The sequence below is a fragment of the Ruegeria sp. HKCCA4008 genome, assembly GCF_013033125.1.
GTDB lineage: Bacteria > Pseudomonadota > Alphaproteobacteria > Rhodobacterales > Rhodobacteraceae > Ruegeria.
This window is the reverse complement of sequence record NZ_WQDM01000002.1, coordinates 88,884-108,007: the sequence shown is the minus strand read 5'-3', so window position 1 is coordinate 108,007 and position 19,124 is coordinate 88,884. Positions and strand designations below refer to the sequence as shown.

The window sequence follows — 19,124 nt, the reverse complement described above, 5'->3', positions numbered from 1 at the left end:
CTCCTCCACCACGTTATGGATACAGTATACACAGTGTTTCAAAGCCGGAATTGATCAGGATCAAGCGGGTTTTCAGGTCTTACGGCCGACCGCAGGCCTTGCGAAACAAGTCAACCGCCTGCGCGGCGGCCAGATCCTTCGACACATGTGCCGCTTTAATCGAGGCCAGCCCCTCATCCGCCTCTTGCGGTGCAAGAAACACGTCGCGCCCGCGCACGAACAATTCACGCAGATGGCTTGCCCGGTATTCGGGATGGAATTGCACGGAACGGGCCGGGAAATCATAATCCAAGGCCCCTACCGGGCAGTGATCCGCCGACCCTGTCACCCGCGCCGAAGGCGGAACATGCGTGACCTGATCCTGATGCCAGACAAAGGCATCAACGCTGGCTCCGCCATAGTCAAAGCCTCGTGCGCCGACGACATTGCCGATCTCGGCCTTCTCGGCTTTGCCGCCATAGACATCCGCCATGATCTGATGGCCAAAGCAGATGCCGAAGACCGGCTTGGCATGGTCCCGGCACAACTTCAGGAAATCGCGAAGGGGCCGCATCCACTCTGTGTCATCGTAGACGCCGAATTCGGACCCTCCGACGACAACCCCATCAAAATCCCCGAGCTGAGGCAATGCCTCGCCGTCGACCACATCCACCGTGGAAAATCGGGCTTCGGGCAGATGTGGTTCAAGCCATGCGCGGATCTGCTGGGCCGTACGCGGCAGCCCCTCAAGCAGCGGCAATGGATGAAGGGTCAACTCGAGAAGTGCGATCCTCACCAGTCGAAGGCCCGGTCGATGCCCGCCATCTTGACGCCGGTAAAGGCCGAGGCCTGAAAACTGAGCGCGCGCAGATCTTCGGTTTCCAGATTGTGCACCGAAGATTTGCCGCAGGCCTTGGCAAGCGCCGTGATCTCCATTGTCATCGCGGTCAGATACCGCGCGACGCGCTCTGCACCTGCATGCGGGTTCATACGCGCCTCAAGGTCAGGATCCTGCGTTGCGATCCCAACCGGGCAACGGCCCGTATGGCAGTGATGACACGCCCCCGGCGATGTTCCCAGCGCCTGGTAATCGTCCAGATATCTGGGGGTATTGCATCCCAGCGCGACCATCGCGGCATTCCCGATCATGACCGCATCCGCCCCAAGCGCCAGACACTTGGCCGCGTCCACACCTGATCGAATACCCCCCGCGGCGACAAGCGAGACCTTGCCGCTCATCCCGCACTCATCCAGCGCTTCGCGTGCCGCGCGTATGGCACTCATGGTCGGTATACCCGTGTGATTCAGCAGCAACTCGGGTGACGCACCGGTGCCGCCTTCGGCCCCGTCCACCACGACCACATCCGCGCCCGCCTTTGCAGCCACGGCCACGTCGAACCGCGGCCGCGTGGCCCCCATCTTGATGAAGATCGGCACCTGATAGTTCGTGGCGATCCGCAATTCCTCGATTTTGACGGCCAGATCGTCGGCCCCAAGGAAATCGGGATGCCGGATAGTGGATCGCTGATCGACCCCTTCGGGTAAAGTGCGCATTTCGCTGACCCGCGGGCTGACCTTCATTCCCAGCAGCAGACCGCCGGTGCCCGGTTTGGCCCCCTGCCCGACCACCAGTTCGAGCGCATCGGCGCGGCGCAGGTGATCCAGATCGACCCCATAGCGGGCAGGCGACATCTGGTAGAGCAGGCGTTGGGAGGCTTCGCGCTCCTCTTCCAGCATGCCGCCTTCGCCGGTGCAGGTCATGGTGCCCACCTTCGAGGCACCATAACCAAGCGACGCCTTGGCCGAAGCCGAGAGCGCGCCGAAAGACATCGATGCGATATAGATCGGGATTTTCAGTTCCAGTGGCCGTTCCACCAATCCGCGCCCGCCGCCCAGAACCGTCGTCGTATCGCAGCTCTCGCGGTATCCTTCCAACGGCAGGCGGGTCATCGTCGCCGGGACAAATGTCAGATCGTCGAATGTCGGCAACTGCTTGTTGAACGTGTTGTAGCCACGCACCTGATACCGCCCAAGCTGCGCCAATGCGTGAACTTCCGATATCGCTTCGGGCGTCCAGCGGGTTGATCCCCCTTCATCATAAGACGAAGGCACACCAGCTGGTCGTCCATCGACCGCGCCTGCGTCGCGGAACCGTATTTCTTCCTCTGACGCGACTTCGAACGGGTAGTCATAGGGTTTACTCAGATCATGAGCCATGCGCTTGCGTCCCTGCTTTCAAAATACCAAAGGCGCTGGCCAGAGACCATTTTGCGCCAGTTACGAGAGCTGTCGACAAGCCCCAGAGGGTCTAGGATCGCATCGACCTCGGCCACCTCTTCGGCAGTGGGTTCGATCACCGAGACGTCCACACCCAGACTTTCGACTTCGCCTGCGACCCAAACCTCGCCTTGCCACAACGCGTCCGCACAGGATTCGCCCGCACCGCCCAGCGCAATGATGCGGCCCGCATGCGCCATGAAACCGGATTGGTATCCGATCTTGCCCTCGACCACGATGTTGCCGCCCTTCATGGCAACACCGACACGCGGCCCGGCATCACCTTTGACATGAATGGTGCCGCCAATCATCGCCGCCCCGCAGGACATGCCCGCATAGCCGCCGACAGTGATGTGACCCTTGGCCATCCCTTCGCCCACGGCCCACCCGCAATTGCGTTCGATAGAGATGTTGGCGCCAGTGTTCAGTCCACCGCAATAGTATCCCACCGAACCTTCGAAAGTGATGTCCACATTGTCCGGCAGGCCCACGCCCAGATTGTGTCGCGACAGCGTATCGACAACCCGGATCGGCCGTCCTGATGCGCAGGCCGCCATGATATCCCGGTTCACCTCACGAATGTGCCGCTTGCCGACTTCGATGACGATTTCATCCATCTGTCTTGCTACCTCGCTCATGCTGCCAGGGTCCGGTTGCCGACACCCCAGATGCCGGTCAGCGACGGGCCATCATAGTTGATCACGTCGCATTCCTCGGTCATCACCCGACGCACCGCCTGTTCTTCGGTCGCGGCGGCCAGATCCCCATTGCGATTGACCACCACCAGCGGCTTCATCGCGAACCGATCCTTGGCAAATCCGATCCCGTCCGGCGTTGCGATCATGTAGGTGAATACCCCGTCGATAGAGGTAATCGACTTCTTCAACGCCTGCTCCATCGTCAGGCCCGCTTTCATCTGGTCACTGACCCAGACCGCAATCAACTCGCTGTCATTCTCGGTCAGAAAGCGATAGCCCTTTCGGCTCAACTTGTCGCGCCATGTGAAATAGTCGGTGATCTGGCCGTTATGCACGATCGCCACGTCCGAAAACGGCCGCGCCCAGAACGGGTGTGAAGCGTTGGGCAGAACCGAGCTTTCCGTCGCAAGTCGCGCGTGGCCAAGGCCATGGGTGCCGATCATGTCGCGCACGCCATGTTTTTCGGCAACCGCTTCGGCCCCGCCGATATCCTTGATGATCTCAAGACTGCGGCCACAGGACTGCACTTCGAACCGGTCCGTCAGCTCATCTGCATCCCGCACCCAGGCCTGCAAATCAGTCGGGTCCGAGATTTCCGCGCGAAAGCAATAGTGCCGGTTCTCATCGGTTACGATCTTCGGATCGGACAGAAAGCCAGAGCTGTGATCCTTCAACACCGCCTCAAACGCATTCAGGTCAGCATCCTGCCGGGATTTGTCAAATCCCATCCCTCGTAAAACATATCCGGTGTCTCGTGGCGGCCCATAAACTGCAAACCCGGTGCTGTCTGCGCCACGGTGTTCCTGCGCATCCATCAGGTCTACCAGGTCCGCCCCGACCTGCCCGGGTGCGGTAAGAATCCTTCCAGCGATTCCACACATGAAGAGCTCCCTGTTCAACTGCGTCTGTATACTGTATACAGTACACGAGCAATAGCAAGCCCATTCGCCTTGGCACCAGATGCTTTTTTGAATACAGAATTCACAAAACACGGAAAGAGAGGCTCTGAGTGGCTCTGAAACAGATAAAAACACAGCGCAGACGACTGGCGGACGAGGTTTATGATCAGTTGGTCGAAGCCATAATGAGCCGCGAAATCTCTGCAGAAGATCGATTGGTTCAGGAAAAGCTGGCAGCGGAACTGAACATCAGCCGAACCCCGGTTCGCGAAGCCCTAATGCGGCTGGAAACCGAAGGGGTTCTGGAAGTCGCCGCAAGCGGTGGTTTCCGGCTGGCACGCATGGATCAAGCCGAAGTCCGGCAACTGTATCAGGCCCGCGCCGCAATCGAAGGTCAGGCCGCCCGGATTCTTGCGGCCCACGCAGACCCCGCGGTTCTGGAGGGTTTGCGCGAGCTGATTCGTCGTGAGGAAAATCTGACCAACCCCACGACGCGCGATTATTTCATTGCCAATCGGCGCATTCACCGCGCCTTCATGGTTGAAGCGGGAAACAAATTCCTACTGGACATGTTCGACATGATCTGGGGCAAGGCCATGGCCTTTCACCTGTTTTCCGCCATCGAAAATGTCGACATTTCACAGTCTCTGGGTGATCATCAGGCGCTTGTCGACGCGATTGAAACCGGAGACGTGACAGAAGCACTGGAAATCTTTACCGCCCATATTCAGGCCGGGTTCGATTTGCAGATCGAGGGTCTGAAAGAAGCGGACAACGGCTGACGCACAGAACCGTCGGCAAGGCGGACCGCGCCGGTTCGCCTGCCTGAAACCGGCTCATGCATCGCGGGCAATGCCATCAAGGTATCCGCGCGCTGTTCTGACGGCTTCATGACAAAACGGTCATTTTCGTCTATTATAGAAGTCTCTCATTACAAAGACGCTCCGATTCCATCGGAGTTGATATTTGAACGACACGTTTTTCCACAGGCGGTCCCAAGTCGACTATTCGACCACCTCAGATTCCGGAGAGAGAAATGAGTGCTGACGAAAACGACAATCGCAAAGAACACGATTATACTGAAAGCGAAAAGACAGATCCGGAATGCCGGTCTGTCGATGACAGGCTGACCGCGATCGAGCAGCGCCTCGACCAGTTGATGCGCGTCATGGAACCAGGCCCGGAAGACAGGCTGGAAACCGTCGAAAATCGCGTGGACGCGCTTTTGACATCCATCGAATCCCTGGGCGAGCTGGGTAATCATTCTTCTGATTTCAATCCCACGTCCACCGGTCCTGCCTTCGGCTTCGTTGACGCCGGCAGCATTGGCGCTCCGACGCGCCGCACGTTCAGCTGGGCCAAGAATTGCTGCAAGAACTGGTGCAGCATCCGTGCCAGCAGCAAAGGGTGCCATCCAAACGCCTGCTGAATGACAAATCCCGTTTGGCGGGGAAAATTGTTTTGTTCCATGTCTATTTCGACAACGCGGATTGAAGCGGCAATACAGTCCATTGCAGGGTCGATTGTTGCGGCCCCGATCAGAACTGATGCAATCGGACTAGGAAGCGCCGTCGCCGGAGAGGCGCTGGCATTGCTGGCGGCGGACAAGTTTCTGAAAGATGATCGCGTGCGATCCGCCGCGTCACGTCGCCTTGCGACCATCTGGGCTTGCGACCGAGACCTGCGCGGAGCCCCTGTTTCACTGTTCGATGGCCGCGCCGGTCTTGGGTTGCTGGCCTGTCATGCTCTGGACGCCAATCCACACGATCCCGAAGCGCGACTGGCGCTTGACCGTGCCCTGCGTTCGGTTGCGCAACGCCTTCTCGAAGCCCCTTGGATGGGGCACTTCGATCACGTGTCCGGTCTTGCGGGTATATCCGTATTTCTGTGCGAACCGAAATCCCGGACGGCCCGTCTCGGGGGAAAGTCGCTGTGCCTGCGTTTGGCGGCGGAGCTTTGGAGGCACTCGGAACGCACAGAACGGGGGCTTGCGTGGACAGAACCTTTTTCCTCTCCGGAAGACGAGACCGGCCCCCTGAAAACAACGCGGTACCTCGTCAACATGGGGCTGGCGCATGGTTCTCCCGGCGCCGTTCTGGCTCTGGCCCGCCTGGGTCGGCGGCACGCGTTCACGCCACGACACATCGAAGACCTCAAAGACGCGGTCCTGTTTCTGCTTTCGCACCAGGGCGCGTTTTCAGACAGCGGCCTGTCATCCTGCTTTCCCTGCATGTCAGCGCTCAGTCATGCCTGGGAGGTACCGTCACGTCTTGCATGGTGTTATGGCGACCTTGGCATCATATACACCGCGCTCGCGGCGGCGAGGCTGGTGGGGATGGAGGACGAAATACGCGATGTCGCATCGCGGGTTCTGATATCCTGCGTCGACAGACCTTTTCGTGAGACGGGTATCAATGACGGCGGGCTGTGCCATGGCGATGCCGGAATTGTGGTGATGGCCCTTGCCATTCGATCGCTTTTTCCCAAAGCAAACGTCGATCCTCTGATCAAAAAGCACACCGAACGGCTTTTGTCTCTCGTTGAACGGGAATTGAGCCCGGACGGGCTTCCCGCGATCGGCGCAGGCTGGAAGACGTTTCAATCGACGGACCTTCTGACCGGGTCGAGCGGCGTTTTGTTGGCACTGCTTGCCCTAAGGGGCACGGGTTACCTCGGATATCTGAAGTTCATGGGGCTGGATATTGAACAGAATGTCCACTGCCCGTCCCATCCGGAACCGCACAACTCTCGTCCGTTCCTCGGAATTCGTGTTTGTACGCGTTCACCGCAGCACGATCTTGGCGGAGTCACAAAAAGCACCCGAAAAAAGGATCTGGAAAAGCGTGCTTCAGATTTAATTCGCGATCCGTCCTTTGCCTTGTCGTTGTTCATAGCACGACCCGGTTTTTTCTCGAAGGTCATGCGGGAAATCGAGAAAGGCGAAGGCCTCTCCCCCGCAGTCCTCGGCACATTGTATCGGTTTGTTTACAGAATGTGTTTTCGCCCGACGCCGTTCGGCGCATTCGCGGCAGTGGGCACGGCAATACCTGTTGCAGGCAAGGATATCGTCACCGTGGCAGACCACCATCTGGATATGGATCTGGACTGTGGATTCCTGGCACATATTGCCGCCGGACTCGCCGAAACGCAAAGCACGAGGGTGCGATGCAATCCATCGGCCTGGTGGGAACAGGACGTTCTGCACTGGATAACCAACGGCGATCTCGACGGGCCCTGGAACCACGAACAGATCATTGCAGCGGCGGATTCCGATCTGGCAGAGTTCATCTTTGATGTCGATTCCGTCCCGATTTCCGATCTGGAAACGGCCCTTGAAGATCGCCCTTTCAAATATGCCGTGACGATCTCGGATCTCTGTCGGTCCGAGGCTCTGATACCACGGAAAGACCCAATACTTCTGGGACATGACGCAACCGCCAGAACCCTCAAGCGGCTGGAAAGAGATATGACCGCCCGCCAAAAGAGAGGCTTGGCGGCGCTCGGGCGTGCTCTTGATGCCGCGCGAGAAACCCCTTCGATGATCGCGTTAAAGCAACTGGGGCGAACAGCTGACTCTTTCGCCCCGGGTTGGAGAGGTGATTTTCTGCATGTCGATGCGCATTGCGTCGGCACGTTGGAAACTCCACTACGCGCGGTGCAGGCACTGACCGACGCATGGAACATTTTGGAAAAGGTCGGCTATCGGGTGCCAAAGCCAAACCGGTTTCTGGAATTTGAACGACGTTTCCTTGACCGTTACGGTGACCGCGCCGTGTTGCTGAGTCAGGCCGTGGATGCCGAAAGCGGGCTTGCATATCTCGGCATGCCGCTGCGAATGGATTTCGTTAATGGTTCGGGCTCGGCAAGTGACGCCCCCAGGCAAAACCTTCAGGAATTTCCTCTGGAACCCGATTGGGACGCGCGCAAGTGGGTGCTTTGCGCGCAGGATATCGAGATCCTGCATGCCCGCAACACGGATCAGGCCCCTTTCGCCATCCAGGACGGCGTTCTTCTGAGCAAGGTAGGACGCAGCTCCGGGCACAACCCCGTCTGGACGGCCTATCCCGAAGGAATTTTTCCGGGCGGGCCCAAGGCGATTTTCGGCCGTTTCTCAAGGCGAAATCAGTTGATCGCAGACGCGCTGATACAACACAGCCCCAAGCGTGAAGAGGATTCGACAATTGTCGAAGCAGACATCCTGTGCGCCACGGACCCCCGGTCATCAAACATCCTCAGACGCGCCAGCCTTTCCCGGTATGTCATCGAGATCCTCGGCGACAGCGGGTTACCGTCCGAACAGAGGATTCCGCTGCACGATCTGTGGATTCGTCACGATGGCAGTCGGTTCCGGCTGTTCTGGGGCAGCCAAGGCGTCGAGGTCATTCCACAGCTGCATGCTGCCCACCAAAGCCCTCCCGGGGCGCCGGCTGTCTATCTTCTGCTCATCGACATCGCCACGCACATGCGGCAACCGTCTGTGATCTGGTCGTGGCAATCGCAAAGCAATCGGAACCGGCTGCCCAGGGTCTGTGCTGGAAATGTGGTCCTTGCGCCGCAACGGTGGCGGCTTTGTATCCCGACAGAGATGGTCAGGTCAGGCAAAGCGGAATTCTGGATGGAAGCCAACCGACAAAAACTGGAGTTGCCGCGATATGTGGCCCCCACGGATGAGGCCAGCGACATGGCCACGCCATGGGATCTGGACAACTCCTTTTCCACTGCCAACCTGATCAAGACGTTGAAAAAAGGGCCGCTTTCGATCTGCGAGTACCTTCCGGCGCCCGAGGATTGGTGGATCGACTCACCGCATGGTCGATTGGCCTCTGAACTGGTTTATGCCCCAGCAAAGCCCGTTGATACGTCCTTTGTCGAATACGATGCCAACCCGACCGCATGGCAACCGCTGGGGCACGGCACTGAAGAGGCCGGGTCATGGTTGTATCTGCGGCTTTTCGGGGATGCCATAAAGCTGGAACAGTTCCTGAAACTGCAATCGAACAGGTTGACGCTTTGGCAGAAACGCAACCTGATCGAGAACTGGTTCTTCGTAAGATATGCAGACCCGGAACTTGAACTGCGCCTCCGCATCAAATTTTCAAACGATCATGACAGAGTTCTGAGGAACCGGGTGCTTGTTCACTTGCAGAAAACGGCCGGTGGATTGGTGGACAGGTTTCTTGTTGACGAATACCTGCCTGAAACGGCGCGCTACGGCGGAGAACTGGGGCTTCGCGCATGCGAGAGGATATTCGGCGCCGACTCGATCACTGCGCTTGACTTGCTCAACGATCCGAAGATCGGTCGATCCAGACGATGGATGGCATCAGCCGCCAGTATCGATGCCCTGTTCGAAGATTTGGAACTGCCCACAGGTGTTCGGCTGGCGATCTCCGAGCGCTGTTCGCAAAACTACGGCGGCGGCCCGGCGTCGCGCCGGATTGCGCGTCGCGCTACTGGAAAGGAATGGAAAAGTGCATGCGTTGTTCTGAGTGAACTCGGTGTGGGCAAGGGTATTCAATCGCGGCCATCGCGCTGGAACGCACGTGCCGCCAGGCTTCATCCGGATCTTGGACGCCTTCAGCGAGAAGAACAGGATGGCCGGTTGGGAAACAGCTTGGCCGACGTTCTGGGAAGCCTCGCTCATATGTCCATCAACCGGATCCTTCACTGGGGAACTGCCGCGGAAGAGGCGGTCATCCACGAGGCGCTGTGTCGACATTATCGAACCAAATTGAACCACGGGTGGAAATCGCCCTAGGCGGCATGCTCATGGCAGCCGGTTGGAACCTGAACCCTCCGTCCGAAACATGGGCTGTCCACACATACCCCCTGCCCCTGAATGAAGCACCCGGCGCATGGGGAAAGGCAACGTGGATCACTGCGCTTTTGACCGACAGCGGGACACCTCGGAACCTGGATCGCACTTTTACAGCACGCGGCGTTTTGGGACCTGTCGACTTACCGCGTAACCTGCAAGCGCCGCAAGCGATTTTGCCACGCCGCCCCGTGGCACGGGGCTTAGCGCCGCTATTGCCTGATCGCGGTATTCTTCGGGCAATTGCTGCCTCTTGATATGGCGCGTGGCCGGAGAAAGCTCTGCCAAAAACCGCGCTGGGTCGCGGTGACTGAGGAAAGCACGGGCCGCTGCGCCCCCCGTTTGCCGCTGGGCTGCCTCGAGAACAGGCACGCTGAACAGGCCGCTCGAGAGGTCTGACGCAAATGGGGTGCTGCCCGGGGGGCGGTCCAGGGCAAGTTCATCCTCGGTCAGCAGGTAAGCCAGGCCAAGATTCTCGCCATAGTCGCGAAGGGCACCTGACAGATCGTTTTGTTCGGCAAGCATCGCACCGAGTTCGCAAGGCAGTCGGAAGAATGCAGCCATGCATTGCCGCATCTGCGCGATGCGCTTTTCGACAGCCATATCCGGTTGCCATGCAGTCCGAAGCTCGGACACTCGGCCTTCACAGGCCGAGGCCATGGCACTCAGGATTGATGGCACCAGGTCTGGGCAGTCCCGAGCACCTACTTCATGCGCCTTCGCCAGAAGATAATCACCTGTGAGTATCCCAAGCTTGTCGCCCCAGTTCGCCGTGGCGTCGGCTGTTGCGGCCGCCCCCTCGATCCCTCGAATGCCGCTTTGGGCAAGAAACCCCAGATACGCAAGCTCCAGCGCCGTGGCCGCGGCACGACGCCGTTTTGCCTCAACATCACCCAAATAGGACGTCAGCAAAAGCAACAGCGAAGGTCGAAACGCAACCATGACAGCCCGCTTGCCCGCGAAGGACATGCGCGTCAGAAACGGCCAATCGGTGCGTACGATGTGATTGAGGCGCGCACCCACATCGCGCAGGTCGTCCCCAAGCGGCATCTCGGGCACTCGCACAAGGGGCGAGACGTCATCCAACATGGCGCTTTCCACATCACCGCCAGTGCCTTCAGGCACCAAAACGGCGCGGCGCAGCATGTTGTGGACCGGCTTTTCGCTTTCGAACGTATCGTCCAACACGCGCCAGATGAACTCGTATCGGCGGCTTGCGCGGTTCCCGAGCGTGAAGTACCCGGCAAAACGATCCCCCAGCAAAAGCGCATAGTCTTCCGCCGCCACCCAGGGGCCTGCCCCTGTGCGGAGACATCGATCAGTGGTTTGCGCCGCAAGCGCACCGGATTCCAGCGCAAAGCTAATTCCTTCGCCTGTAAACGGGCTGATAAGACCGGCGGCGTCCCCAACCAGTAACAGGCCCGAATGGGCGGCGCGTTCCGGTGCGAAATCGAATCTCAGCGGTGCACCCAAGGTCGTGCCGGACAACTGAATGCCCGAATATTCCGGATAATCCTTGCGGAGCACGTCCAGAAATTGATCGAACAATGTCCTGACATTGGTATCAAACGCCCTGCAAAACAGCCCGACACCCACATTTGCAGTTCCCTTCCCCGTTGGGAACGCCCAGCCATAGGATGGCAACAAATACCGGTCCGTAACATCAGTCAATGGCAGCATTATTTCCAGCAGTGGCGGAGTATCTCCGCAGCCATCGACATAACCGCGAAGCGCGGTGCCATAACCTCGTTCCGGTGTTTCCCGCAATCCCGCTGCTTTCGCCAATCGGGACGCGGCCCCGTCTGCGGCGATGACCATGTACCCGGTCAGAACCGCCGTCGTGCCATCCTGCATCCGAGCGGTGACACCTGTGACAATCCCATTTTCATCCGTTACCAGATCGTCGGCGCGGCATTTTGGCAAGAAAGCAGCACCTTCCGCGCGGGCCTGACGCAAAAGACAGTCATCCAGTATCAAACGGGGTACGACCAGCCCATAGTCGTCTTCGCCCTCGTATCGAAAATCCCGGTGGCCCCTGTTGCGCATATGGACCCGCACACCTTCGACCTCCTGTCGATCTGTAAGCGCTGGCAGAATGCCAAGGCGTTTCAGCTGAGAGATCCCGGACCGGGTGATTCCGTCTCCACAGCTTTTGTCCCGAGGGAAATCCTCACGGTCGATCAGAATGACCTTTCGACCTCTCCGCGTCAGCTCGATGGCGGCAGCGCTGCCGCCGGGCCCCGCACCGACAATGATGGCGTCCCATGTCTCGGCCGCGGCCTCGGCAGGCGTCGCAAGTGGCAGATCCTCGGCAAAAGGGCCGTAACCGTCCATGTCAGGCCCTCCTTTCGACAGAAAGCCGGGCGAGGTTTGCCAGCGAGGCGCGCAGCACATGATCGTCAAGCCCCGAGATGACCGTGACGGCCGCTTCGGATTTGTCCCGCGCCAACTGCTCCGTGGCTTCGACCGCGCCCGAATTGCGAATGATCTCTACAGCGCGCGAAATATCCGCATCCTGCATTTCAGCCAGCCTCAACCTGGCCCGCAATTCATCGGCGGCCTGACCGTTCTGACCCAGGCACAGGAGTACCGGCATCGTATAGGCCCCTTCGCGCAGATCAGAGGCGGACCCCTTTCCAAGTTCCGCGCTGCTTGCAATGTAGTCCAGAACATCGTCGCGCAGTTGAAACGCAAGGCCGAGGCACTTTGAATAGGTGATCAGTGCGTCTCGATCCTGATCACTTACGTCTGCCAACATCGCCCCCAGCGATGCGGCGAGAACAAACAGCTCGGCCGTCTTGCCCTCGAGCATTTCAAGATGCTCTTCAATGGTCCAATCGGCGTTGTAGGCGTTTTCTGCTTCGCGCAACTGCCCCAGACACAGCGCAGCGCAGTGTTTGCCGGCCAGCTCCGAGGCCTTGGGGCTGATGGACTCCAACAGGTTTATTGCACGGGCCAGAATGAATGTTCCGGCGAAGCTGGCGATGGGCGAAGACCAGCGACGGTTCACGCTTTCCGCTCCACGCCGAAGTTCGGCCCGGTCCATGACGTCGTCATGATAGAGCGACGCCACATGGATCATTTCGACAGCCGCCGCCGCCTGAATTGCGCGCTTGCGGCCTTCTGTGTCGGTGAGGCTTCGCGCGGTAAGCAGCAGAAGAATTGGCCGCAACCGTTTCCCGCCAGCCCCGATAAGCCAGTGGGCTATCTCTTCGAATCCCGGCTGGTCCGAGGCGACGGCATCCAACATGGATGCTTCAACCTGGGGTATCGTGGCCCGGACCTGTTCGTCTTGCAACCAGTCAGACATCCGCAATCTTGCGGAACTGCGCCAGCGTCTTCTGCAAACGCTTCGACCTGAGCGCCGCTTCGGAGTTCCTGATGAAACTGTCGTAGCCCTCGTGCAATGCTGCGGACTCGGCGCGAACGACAATCTCACCACGGTGGAAAGCGTCCATTACGGTCATCCTGCCTTCGGATATGGCCACAAGTGCTTCCGGTGAAATCGCGCCGACGCCCCGGCCTTTCCCTTTGCGCTTTTGGCTCGGGTTGATGAGAACTTCACCGCTCATCACCGAAACTTCGACCGACCCCATACCAAAAACACCAACCGTTGCACTGGCGCCCTCGTACTGCTTGACCAGTTCAGCATATTCCTTCTTGGCGTCCGCCTTGAAACCCGCCAAGGCATCTTCGGCCAGTTTTTCGACTGCCTTTGCACCCTCTTCCGGCTGCATCCGCTGTTCATAGTCTGCCACGTTCGTATCCTCCGTTCCAAAATATCCAAATCAGACCGAGCCGACCGCCGCCCGAGCATCCACACGCCCGGCGCCCTGCTGCGTGGTCGGTGCGCCGATATCGACGGCGGTGGCCATGAGAACTGCCTTGATGTCAGCCGGCAGCAGTGTCGGGTTTCGCTGCAACATCAGCGCCGCGACCCCTGCGACATGGGGGCAGGCCATCGAGGTGCCGCTGGCCTCGAGATGAAGCGGATCTATCACCGTCGCGCCGCCATTCATGTCATTGCCGGTCGCCGATCGCGATGCCACGATATCCACGCCGGGGGCGGTGACATCCGGTTTGTCGCGTCCATCCGGCGTTGGTCCGGGACTGGAGAAACCGGCCATGTTGTCGCTGTCATCGCTTGCGCCGACGGTGATCACGCTCTGCGCAATACCCGGACAGCGAATGCGCGTGTCATAGGTGCCGCAACTGTCATTGCCCTCGTTGCCCGCGGCCACCACAAAGGTCACCCCGGCTGTCGAAGCCGCATCAGCGGCGACACATAAAACGCATGTTCCGTCCGGATCGACCCAATTGCCGTTTCTGTGCGAAAAGCCCCAGGAATTGGAAAGAACATCCATCCCGTCCGCCACGGCCTGTTGGATTGCCGCAACGCAGTTTGGAGCGTTCCCGCTGCCAAACTGATCCAACAGCTTGTAGTCGTGGATGACCGCCCCCGTGGCGACACCACGGAACGTCGCGCCGTTGCTGGCGACAACGCCCGCGCAATGCGTACCGTGCCCGTTCAGGTCGCCCAACCCCTCGCCGGTAAAATCCTGTTGGGTTCCGAAATTCCCGGCAAGTTCGGGATGTGTCTGGTCCACGCCCGTATCCAGAACGGCAACATCCACTTCTGCACCGTTGATCCCGCTAGCTTCCACGACATCGGCATTGATCAGCGGACGACTGTTGTCCAGGTCGACCAGGATCTGGTTTTTGCAATGAGCCATCTTCAGGACATCGGCGCGCCCCGCGATATCCGTAAGGCGCTGATCATCGGCAAGGACAACCAGACTGTGAGTCAGCCAAAACGACCGCTCGACTTCAATCCCCCGCTCTTCAAAGCTTTTGGCGATTTTGCCCACCACGTCTTCACCATGGCGTCGGTGTTGCAAGATCGAACGGCGGCGCTGGCGCCGGTCGAACGCACGGGGCGGGCGATCCGGCGATGCCCTGCCGCTGCGCAGCAAGACCAGCACGCGATGCCGGGGAAGCTGGGCGGTTTCCGTTTGGCCAAGCAGGGCGTTCAGGCGCGCCTCTTTTCGGTTGGCCAAGAGGTCGCGCAGAACAATGCTGTCCATTTTGGAGATGGACTCGCTGCCAAACTCGCTACGAAGCTTCTCGATTTCACGACGTTCCGCTCTTTCGAAGCGATCAACGTGTTCCCGGCTTAACTCGGTCATTTCGTGCTCCTTTGGATCATGGTCTTATGGGGTTTTCAGGAATGGCCTGACGTTTGGTGGAATGGGTGATCATCACCACGGAAGGATCGTTGGCCATTGTCGCGATGGCCCCGGGCGAAAGTTCAACGGCAACACTGTCGATCAGCCACAGTTCGGTAATCCCGACACCGCCCAGGTTTTCCAGGGTGCCAACCAGGGGCCGTGTGCGTCGGCGGAAATAGTCTTCGCGTGCCTTCGTTTCGGCGCGCCGGAAAGAGGGCGCATTGCCTTCTGTGTCTGGCGCCAAGCGCAATATGACCTGCACCGAGTTCCCATCATCACCGTCTGTTACGGCCTTCGCCAATTCCGATTGCAGCTGCGTGTCCAGCTTGCCCCAAGCCGCCTCGGACAGGCCGAACGGATGGGGGCTGTTGGTTTCGGTCAAGGTTCGGTCCTCCGTGGTCGTCCCTGCACTGAACATGGCCGGTGCGACCGCACGGTCGAAGCGCGGGTTCACGACAATGCTGGGCCCCGGTTCAGGCTCTGCCGAAGGCGTACTGCGCGGGTGTTCCGGCCGGAAACACAGTTCGATCAACGCTGCTTCCTGCGCACGCATGGCGAGGGTCACCATACCGCTTGCCTGAACCTCGATGACCTGTACCCCCTGCTGCTGCGTTCCTGTCCGGGTCGTCAGGACAGTGCCCGCCGCATCAAGCGCGATGATCGTTATGGGCTTTCCGCCCGCAAAGCTCAGCTTGAGGCGGGCCCAGTCAGCAACGACCGGCAGATGGGCAAAAACACCGGCGATGGAAAGCAACAGTTTGGGTGTGCCTTGCGGTTGGAACCCGCCAATGATCTGAAGAAGGCTGCCTTTGGTCGGCAGGAACCGCACTCCGCCAACGTTCAATACCGGATGGCGGGAAGGCAGTTTCTGGCCGCGAAAATCAATGCAACGTTCACGCGGGGGAATTTCCGGATCGGGCTTCGGCTGTTCCGGACAATGCGGCTGAATCGCGACGAAGGCGCAATCATCAATATAGCCAAGCGCATCGTTGCGCGGATCATCTCCGCTGAACTCCAGAAATACCGTCACGGCTTCGGCTTCCGCCGTCACGCGGCCCCGCAATTGCCGCCATGCACCGTCCAGATTGCCGGTCCACCATTCCACCCAGGGCGCCCGCGGATCATCACCACCGCGCGGGTCCAACCCCAAAGCATAGCCGCCTGCGTTGCCAGCCTCCTTCGCGAACCAACACGAGAACTCATAATCCCATCCCGGGTTTGAGCCCAGCGATTGCCACAGCCCGACACGAAGGCCGCGCTGCGCGATGACCCGCTGGGACCTGTCCCCGGTCCGGACGATGCAACCTTCGCAGTCAAAGGCATCGGCGGGGATCGGGGCCAATTGCGGAACGGGATTTCCCTTTCCGGCGTGAAAGGCTGCCAAGTCGGTCAGCCATGCATAGGGTGTCCAGAACCGACCGACATTGCCCGCTGGAAGCGAACGGAAACCATCTTCGAAACCGGGGTTCAGCAAATGCACGACCCGGACGGTCAGGTCGTCCTGACCAAAGGCGCCATCGTCATCCATGACGGTACAGACGGCCCGGAAGTCACCACAGTTTTCATAGATATGTGAGGCGGTCGCCGTGCCTTCGGCTGCCGGTGGTTCGTTCGTTTCCTCGATCAGGGCCGTGCGGGGTTCGCTGCAATCGCCGAAATCCCACTTGGCCGTATGCGTGTCGCACCATCCGGGATCCCGGAAATCGGCGACAAGCGTGATCGGTGTGCAGACATAGGCATAAAGGTCCGGGCCAGCTTCGACCTCGGGCGGAACATTGGTGACGGTGACACACAAGGTGTCGATGGCCTCGCCGCCGTTGACGTCGCGAATACGCACCGTGACGGTGTATTCGCCATTGTCGCACCAGGCATGGGTCACGGTCGACGTGCCTGTCGCCGCAGGAGGAGCATTGGTTTCAGAAATCACGCCGGGTTTGGGCGCGTGGTGATCACCGAAATACCACATGGACTCGTGGGTGTCGGGGTATTCGACATCTCGGAACCGTGCGACCAGAGTGACCTCTTCACCCTCCTGCACCGTCAGATCAGGGCCGGCATCCACTGTCGGCGGCACATTTTCGACGGTAACAAGCGAGAAACTGCGACTGCGCGCGCCACCCGGCTGGTTGATCGTCAGCGCATGTTTTGCGGTGTAGACACCACTTGCAGCATAGACATGCTGAATCGAGGGCAAGACCGCGGCCGGTGTTCCGTCACCCGGCAACCACTCGTACCCCGCGTCAGGATGTTCATTCGCAGCCGCAAGCGACATGGCCGATGCGGCCGCACCCGACCGTGCACCACCCGAATCCGCCGGGACGACATCCGTGGCTTCGCAACTGCTTATGACCGTGAAATCTCCGGCAATTTCAAGACCGTCGGTATCAATCACGATCGGGTCCGAGAATACCGCTTCGACCCGCCCGATCCTGGCAAGGTTCTCCGGCCAGCCGGTGATACCCGTGACTGTATTCGTAACTTCATCTGACAGGATTTCACTGCCCATGCTTTCGGCAATTCCCCGGACGACAAGGGCCACGATCACAACGACCAATGCGCCCAGAATTCCGAAAGCGCCGAATGACAATATCGCGGCGATTGCCGTCAGCACCCAAAGCAACACGGATTCTTCGGGATCGACATCGCTGTCGATTTCAAAGTGATCCATTTGCTGTCCACCGGTTGGGCCCAACGAACCGTTCGGCTGCCAGCGCAATCCGACATCATTGAAAAAGTCGGCATCCACATCAATACTGCCCAGGATCGCGTCTACGACCGTCACCTTGCCCGATATTCTGATCGCCCCCGCCCTGAGGCTCACGTCCAGATCGGTCAGCCGGACTTCGCGCCCGTCAGGTGTAAAGGTCTTCGGAAGGTCATCATCCGACAATTCGGCTTCGATGCGCGCCGTTTCAATCGATGCTTCGACCTGGGCCGCGCTGATGGCAATTGCAAAATCCCTGTCAGCAGGAATGAAATTGGCAAGCCCGCCTACGTCACCGCCGCCATCATCGTTCAAGGCGATCGCCAGAAACTCGTTTGTCACACCAACGGTGATGCTGTCGACTTCAAACTCTTCGTCCGTTGCCTCTGGTCCCCAGATGTAAACGAAATCGCGGGCCTCAAGATCCTGATGAAAAAAGTCGCCGATGAATTCTTCGATCTCGGCTACTGTCGGGGCCGCAATTGTAATCTCGCCCAGCCCACTGGCCAATTCCTGCCCCCGCGACACCAGTTCGCTGGAAATCTGGGCGTCGAGGTCAATCGCGACCAACGGGATCGCCGCCAGTTGATCACGGTTGTCGATGTAATTGTCACCCTCTGGCCCATATTCCGGACCGGCAGGCGTGATCGCGTCCACGGTAACGGTGGCCGCGTTCAAATCCGTGCGGAATTCCGAACCGACCCGACTGAAGGGTGCCGTGATGTTGATCCGCGTTTCGATCCCCATGGGATCCTGAGGATTGAAAAAAAGCTGTACCGTCGGCCCAACGACAATGTTGAACATCCGCAGATAGACCGGCAGCGAAATTGTAATGTCACCGCCTGACACGGTGGTTTCAATATCGTGCGCCGCGTCCGATGCGTCGTTGAAGATTTCCGCATGGACGTCCGTCGTCAACGCTCCCAAGGCAAATTGCAGCTCGGTTTCATCGATGACATGGGGGATGGAGGGAAAGGCCGGATCGATCGGTCCGCCGGGGCCGCCGTTCTCATAGGCTTTGTCCACGAATTCGCCTGCGAACAACTCGATATTGGACGCAATCGGATCGCCGCTGGTCAGCGTGGCGGACACCTGGTTGCGAGGCAGGCCATCCAACAGCCACCCCACATCCTGACGCCCGGAAATGAGACCGATCGGCGCAGCCGCAGCAAGATCGGCCGTCATCGTCAGCATTTGCGCCGATGGAACCGGGGGGGTTTCGATTTCGATCTGGATCAGGACACCAAGTTGAATTTCGGCACCGGTGATGTCAGGGCGCAAGCTGGCGTTCAACTGGTCTTCGGGAATCTGAACCGACCCGTCAGCGACGACAAAACCGCCAAAGGTTTCACCTGCTGGAACATCCATGAATTCGGGAATGCGGCCTTCATCGCCGGGATCGTCGTCGCATTCCGCAGACTTCCACGCCCCCCGAATGACCTTTCGCAAGACCTCTTCCGAGGCTTCGACGACAACTTCATATCCTCTTGTATTTGCCATCCTGACGTCCTCGGTGTGACGGCG

13 protein-coding genes are annotated in these 19,124 nt (G+C 59.3%); 4 read left to right on the top strand and 9 right to left on the bottom strand.

Features of this window, described 5'->3' with window-relative positions; genetic code table 11:
* Positions 1 to 79 precede the first annotated feature (79 nt).
* The 4 genes from GOW60_RS04790 to GOW60_RS04775 are packed head-to-tail and all read right to left on the bottom strand — an operon-like array spanning position 80 to position 3,835.
* Positions 80 to 775, bottom strand: coding sequence for a type 1 glutamine amidotransferase (locus GOW60_RS04790; protein ID WP_171228433.1), 696 nt, complete (start codon positions 773 to 775; stop codon positions 80 to 82).
* Complete coding sequence (locus GOW60_RS04785) at positions 772 to 2,196, bottom strand: FMN-binding glutamate synthase family protein (protein WP_152457492.1); 1,425 nt, start codon at positions 2,194 to 2,196, stop codon at positions 772 to 774. The genes GOW60_RS04790 and GOW60_RS04785 overlap by 4 nt, the downstream gene beginning before the upstream one ends.
* On the bottom strand, positions 2,181 to 2,894 hold the full coding sequence (locus tag GOW60_RS04780; RefSeq protein ID WP_171170454.1) for a glutamate synthase: 714 nt from the start codon (positions 2,892 to 2,894) through the stop codon (positions 2,181 to 2,183). Before GOW60_RS04780 ends, GOW60_RS04785 begins: the two co-directional genes overlap by 16 nt.
* Positions 2,891 to 3,835, bottom strand: a complete 945-nt coding sequence (locus GOW60_RS04775) for a glutamine amidotransferase (RefSeq protein ID WP_171228432.1) — start codon at positions 3,833 to 3,835, stop codon at positions 2,891 to 2,893. Before GOW60_RS04775 ends, GOW60_RS04780 begins: the two co-directional genes overlap by 4 nt.
* A gap of 128 nt (positions 3,836 to 3,963) precedes the next feature.
* Here GOW60_RS04775 and GOW60_RS04770 point away from each other — a divergent pair, with 128 nt between their 5' ends.
* The 3 genes from GOW60_RS04770 to GOW60_RS04760 all read left to right on the top strand — a co-directional run bounded on the left by GOW60_RS04770 (position 3,964) and on the right by GOW60_RS04760 (position 9,611).
* A complete protein-coding gene (locus GOW60_RS04770; protein WP_171228431.1) occupies positions 3,964 to 4,635 on the top strand; it encodes a GntR family transcriptional regulator in 672 nt (223 codons plus the stop codon).
* 254 nt (positions 4,636 to 4,889) lie between these two features.
* On the top strand, positions 4,890 to 5,282 hold the full coding sequence (locus tag GOW60_RS04765) for a hypothetical protein (protein ID WP_171228430.1): 393 nt from the start codon (positions 4,890 to 4,892) through the stop codon (positions 5,280 to 5,282).
* A gap of 39 nt (positions 5,283 to 5,321) precedes the next feature.
* On the top strand, positions 5,322 to 9,611 hold the full coding sequence (locus GOW60_RS04760; RefSeq protein ID WP_171228429.1) for a thiopeptide-type bacteriocin biosynthesis protein: 4,290 nt from the start codon (positions 5,322 to 5,324) through the stop codon (positions 9,609 to 9,611).
* 168 nt (positions 9,612 to 9,779) lie between these two features.
* Here the strand turns inward: GOW60_RS04760 and GOW60_RS04755 are convergent, their stop codons facing one another.
* From GOW60_RS04755 to GOW60_RS04740, 4 genes are read right to left on the bottom strand one after another with little or no spacing between them, the layout of a single operon-like run.
* Positions 9,780 to 12,002: a geranylgeranyl reductase family protein gene (locus tag GOW60_RS04755; protein WP_171228428.1), complete on the bottom strand. Its 2,223-nt coding sequence runs from the start codon at positions 12,000 to 12,002 to the stop codon at positions 9,780 to 9,782.
* A 1-nt stretch (position 12,003) separates the two neighbouring features.
* Positions 12,004 to 12,978: a polyprenyl synthetase family protein gene (locus GOW60_RS04750; RefSeq protein WP_171228427.1), complete on the bottom strand. Its 975-nt coding sequence runs from the start codon at positions 12,976 to 12,978 to the stop codon at positions 12,004 to 12,006.
* A complete protein-coding gene (locus GOW60_RS04745) occupies positions 12,971 to 13,426 on the bottom strand; it encodes a hypothetical protein (protein ID WP_152457484.1) in 456 nt (151 codons plus the stop codon). The genes GOW60_RS04750 and GOW60_RS04745 overlap by 8 nt, the downstream gene beginning before the upstream one ends.
* 30 nt (positions 13,427 to 13,456) lie before the next feature.
* A complete protein-coding gene (locus GOW60_RS04740; protein ID WP_171119474.1) occupies positions 13,457 to 14,401 on the bottom strand; it encodes a S8 family serine peptidase in 945 nt (314 codons plus the stop codon).
* Here GOW60_RS04740 and GOW60_RS04735 point away from each other — a divergent pair.
* A complete protein-coding gene (locus tag GOW60_RS04735) occupies positions 14,393 to 14,845 on the top strand; it encodes a hypothetical protein (RefSeq protein WP_171228426.1) in 453 nt (150 codons plus the stop codon). The two genes, GOW60_RS04740 and GOW60_RS04735, sit on opposite strands and share 9 nt — an antisense overlap.
* Positions 14,846 to 14,870: 25 nt before the next feature.
* On the opposite strand, the gene GOW60_RS04730 is transcribed toward GOW60_RS04735, so the two are convergent.
* Entirely contained in the window at positions 14,871 to 19,100 is a 4,230-nt protein-coding gene (locus tag GOW60_RS04730) for a PKD domain-containing protein (RefSeq protein WP_171228425.1), read from the bottom strand.
* Between the last annotated feature and the right edge of the window lie 24 nt (positions 19,101 to 19,124).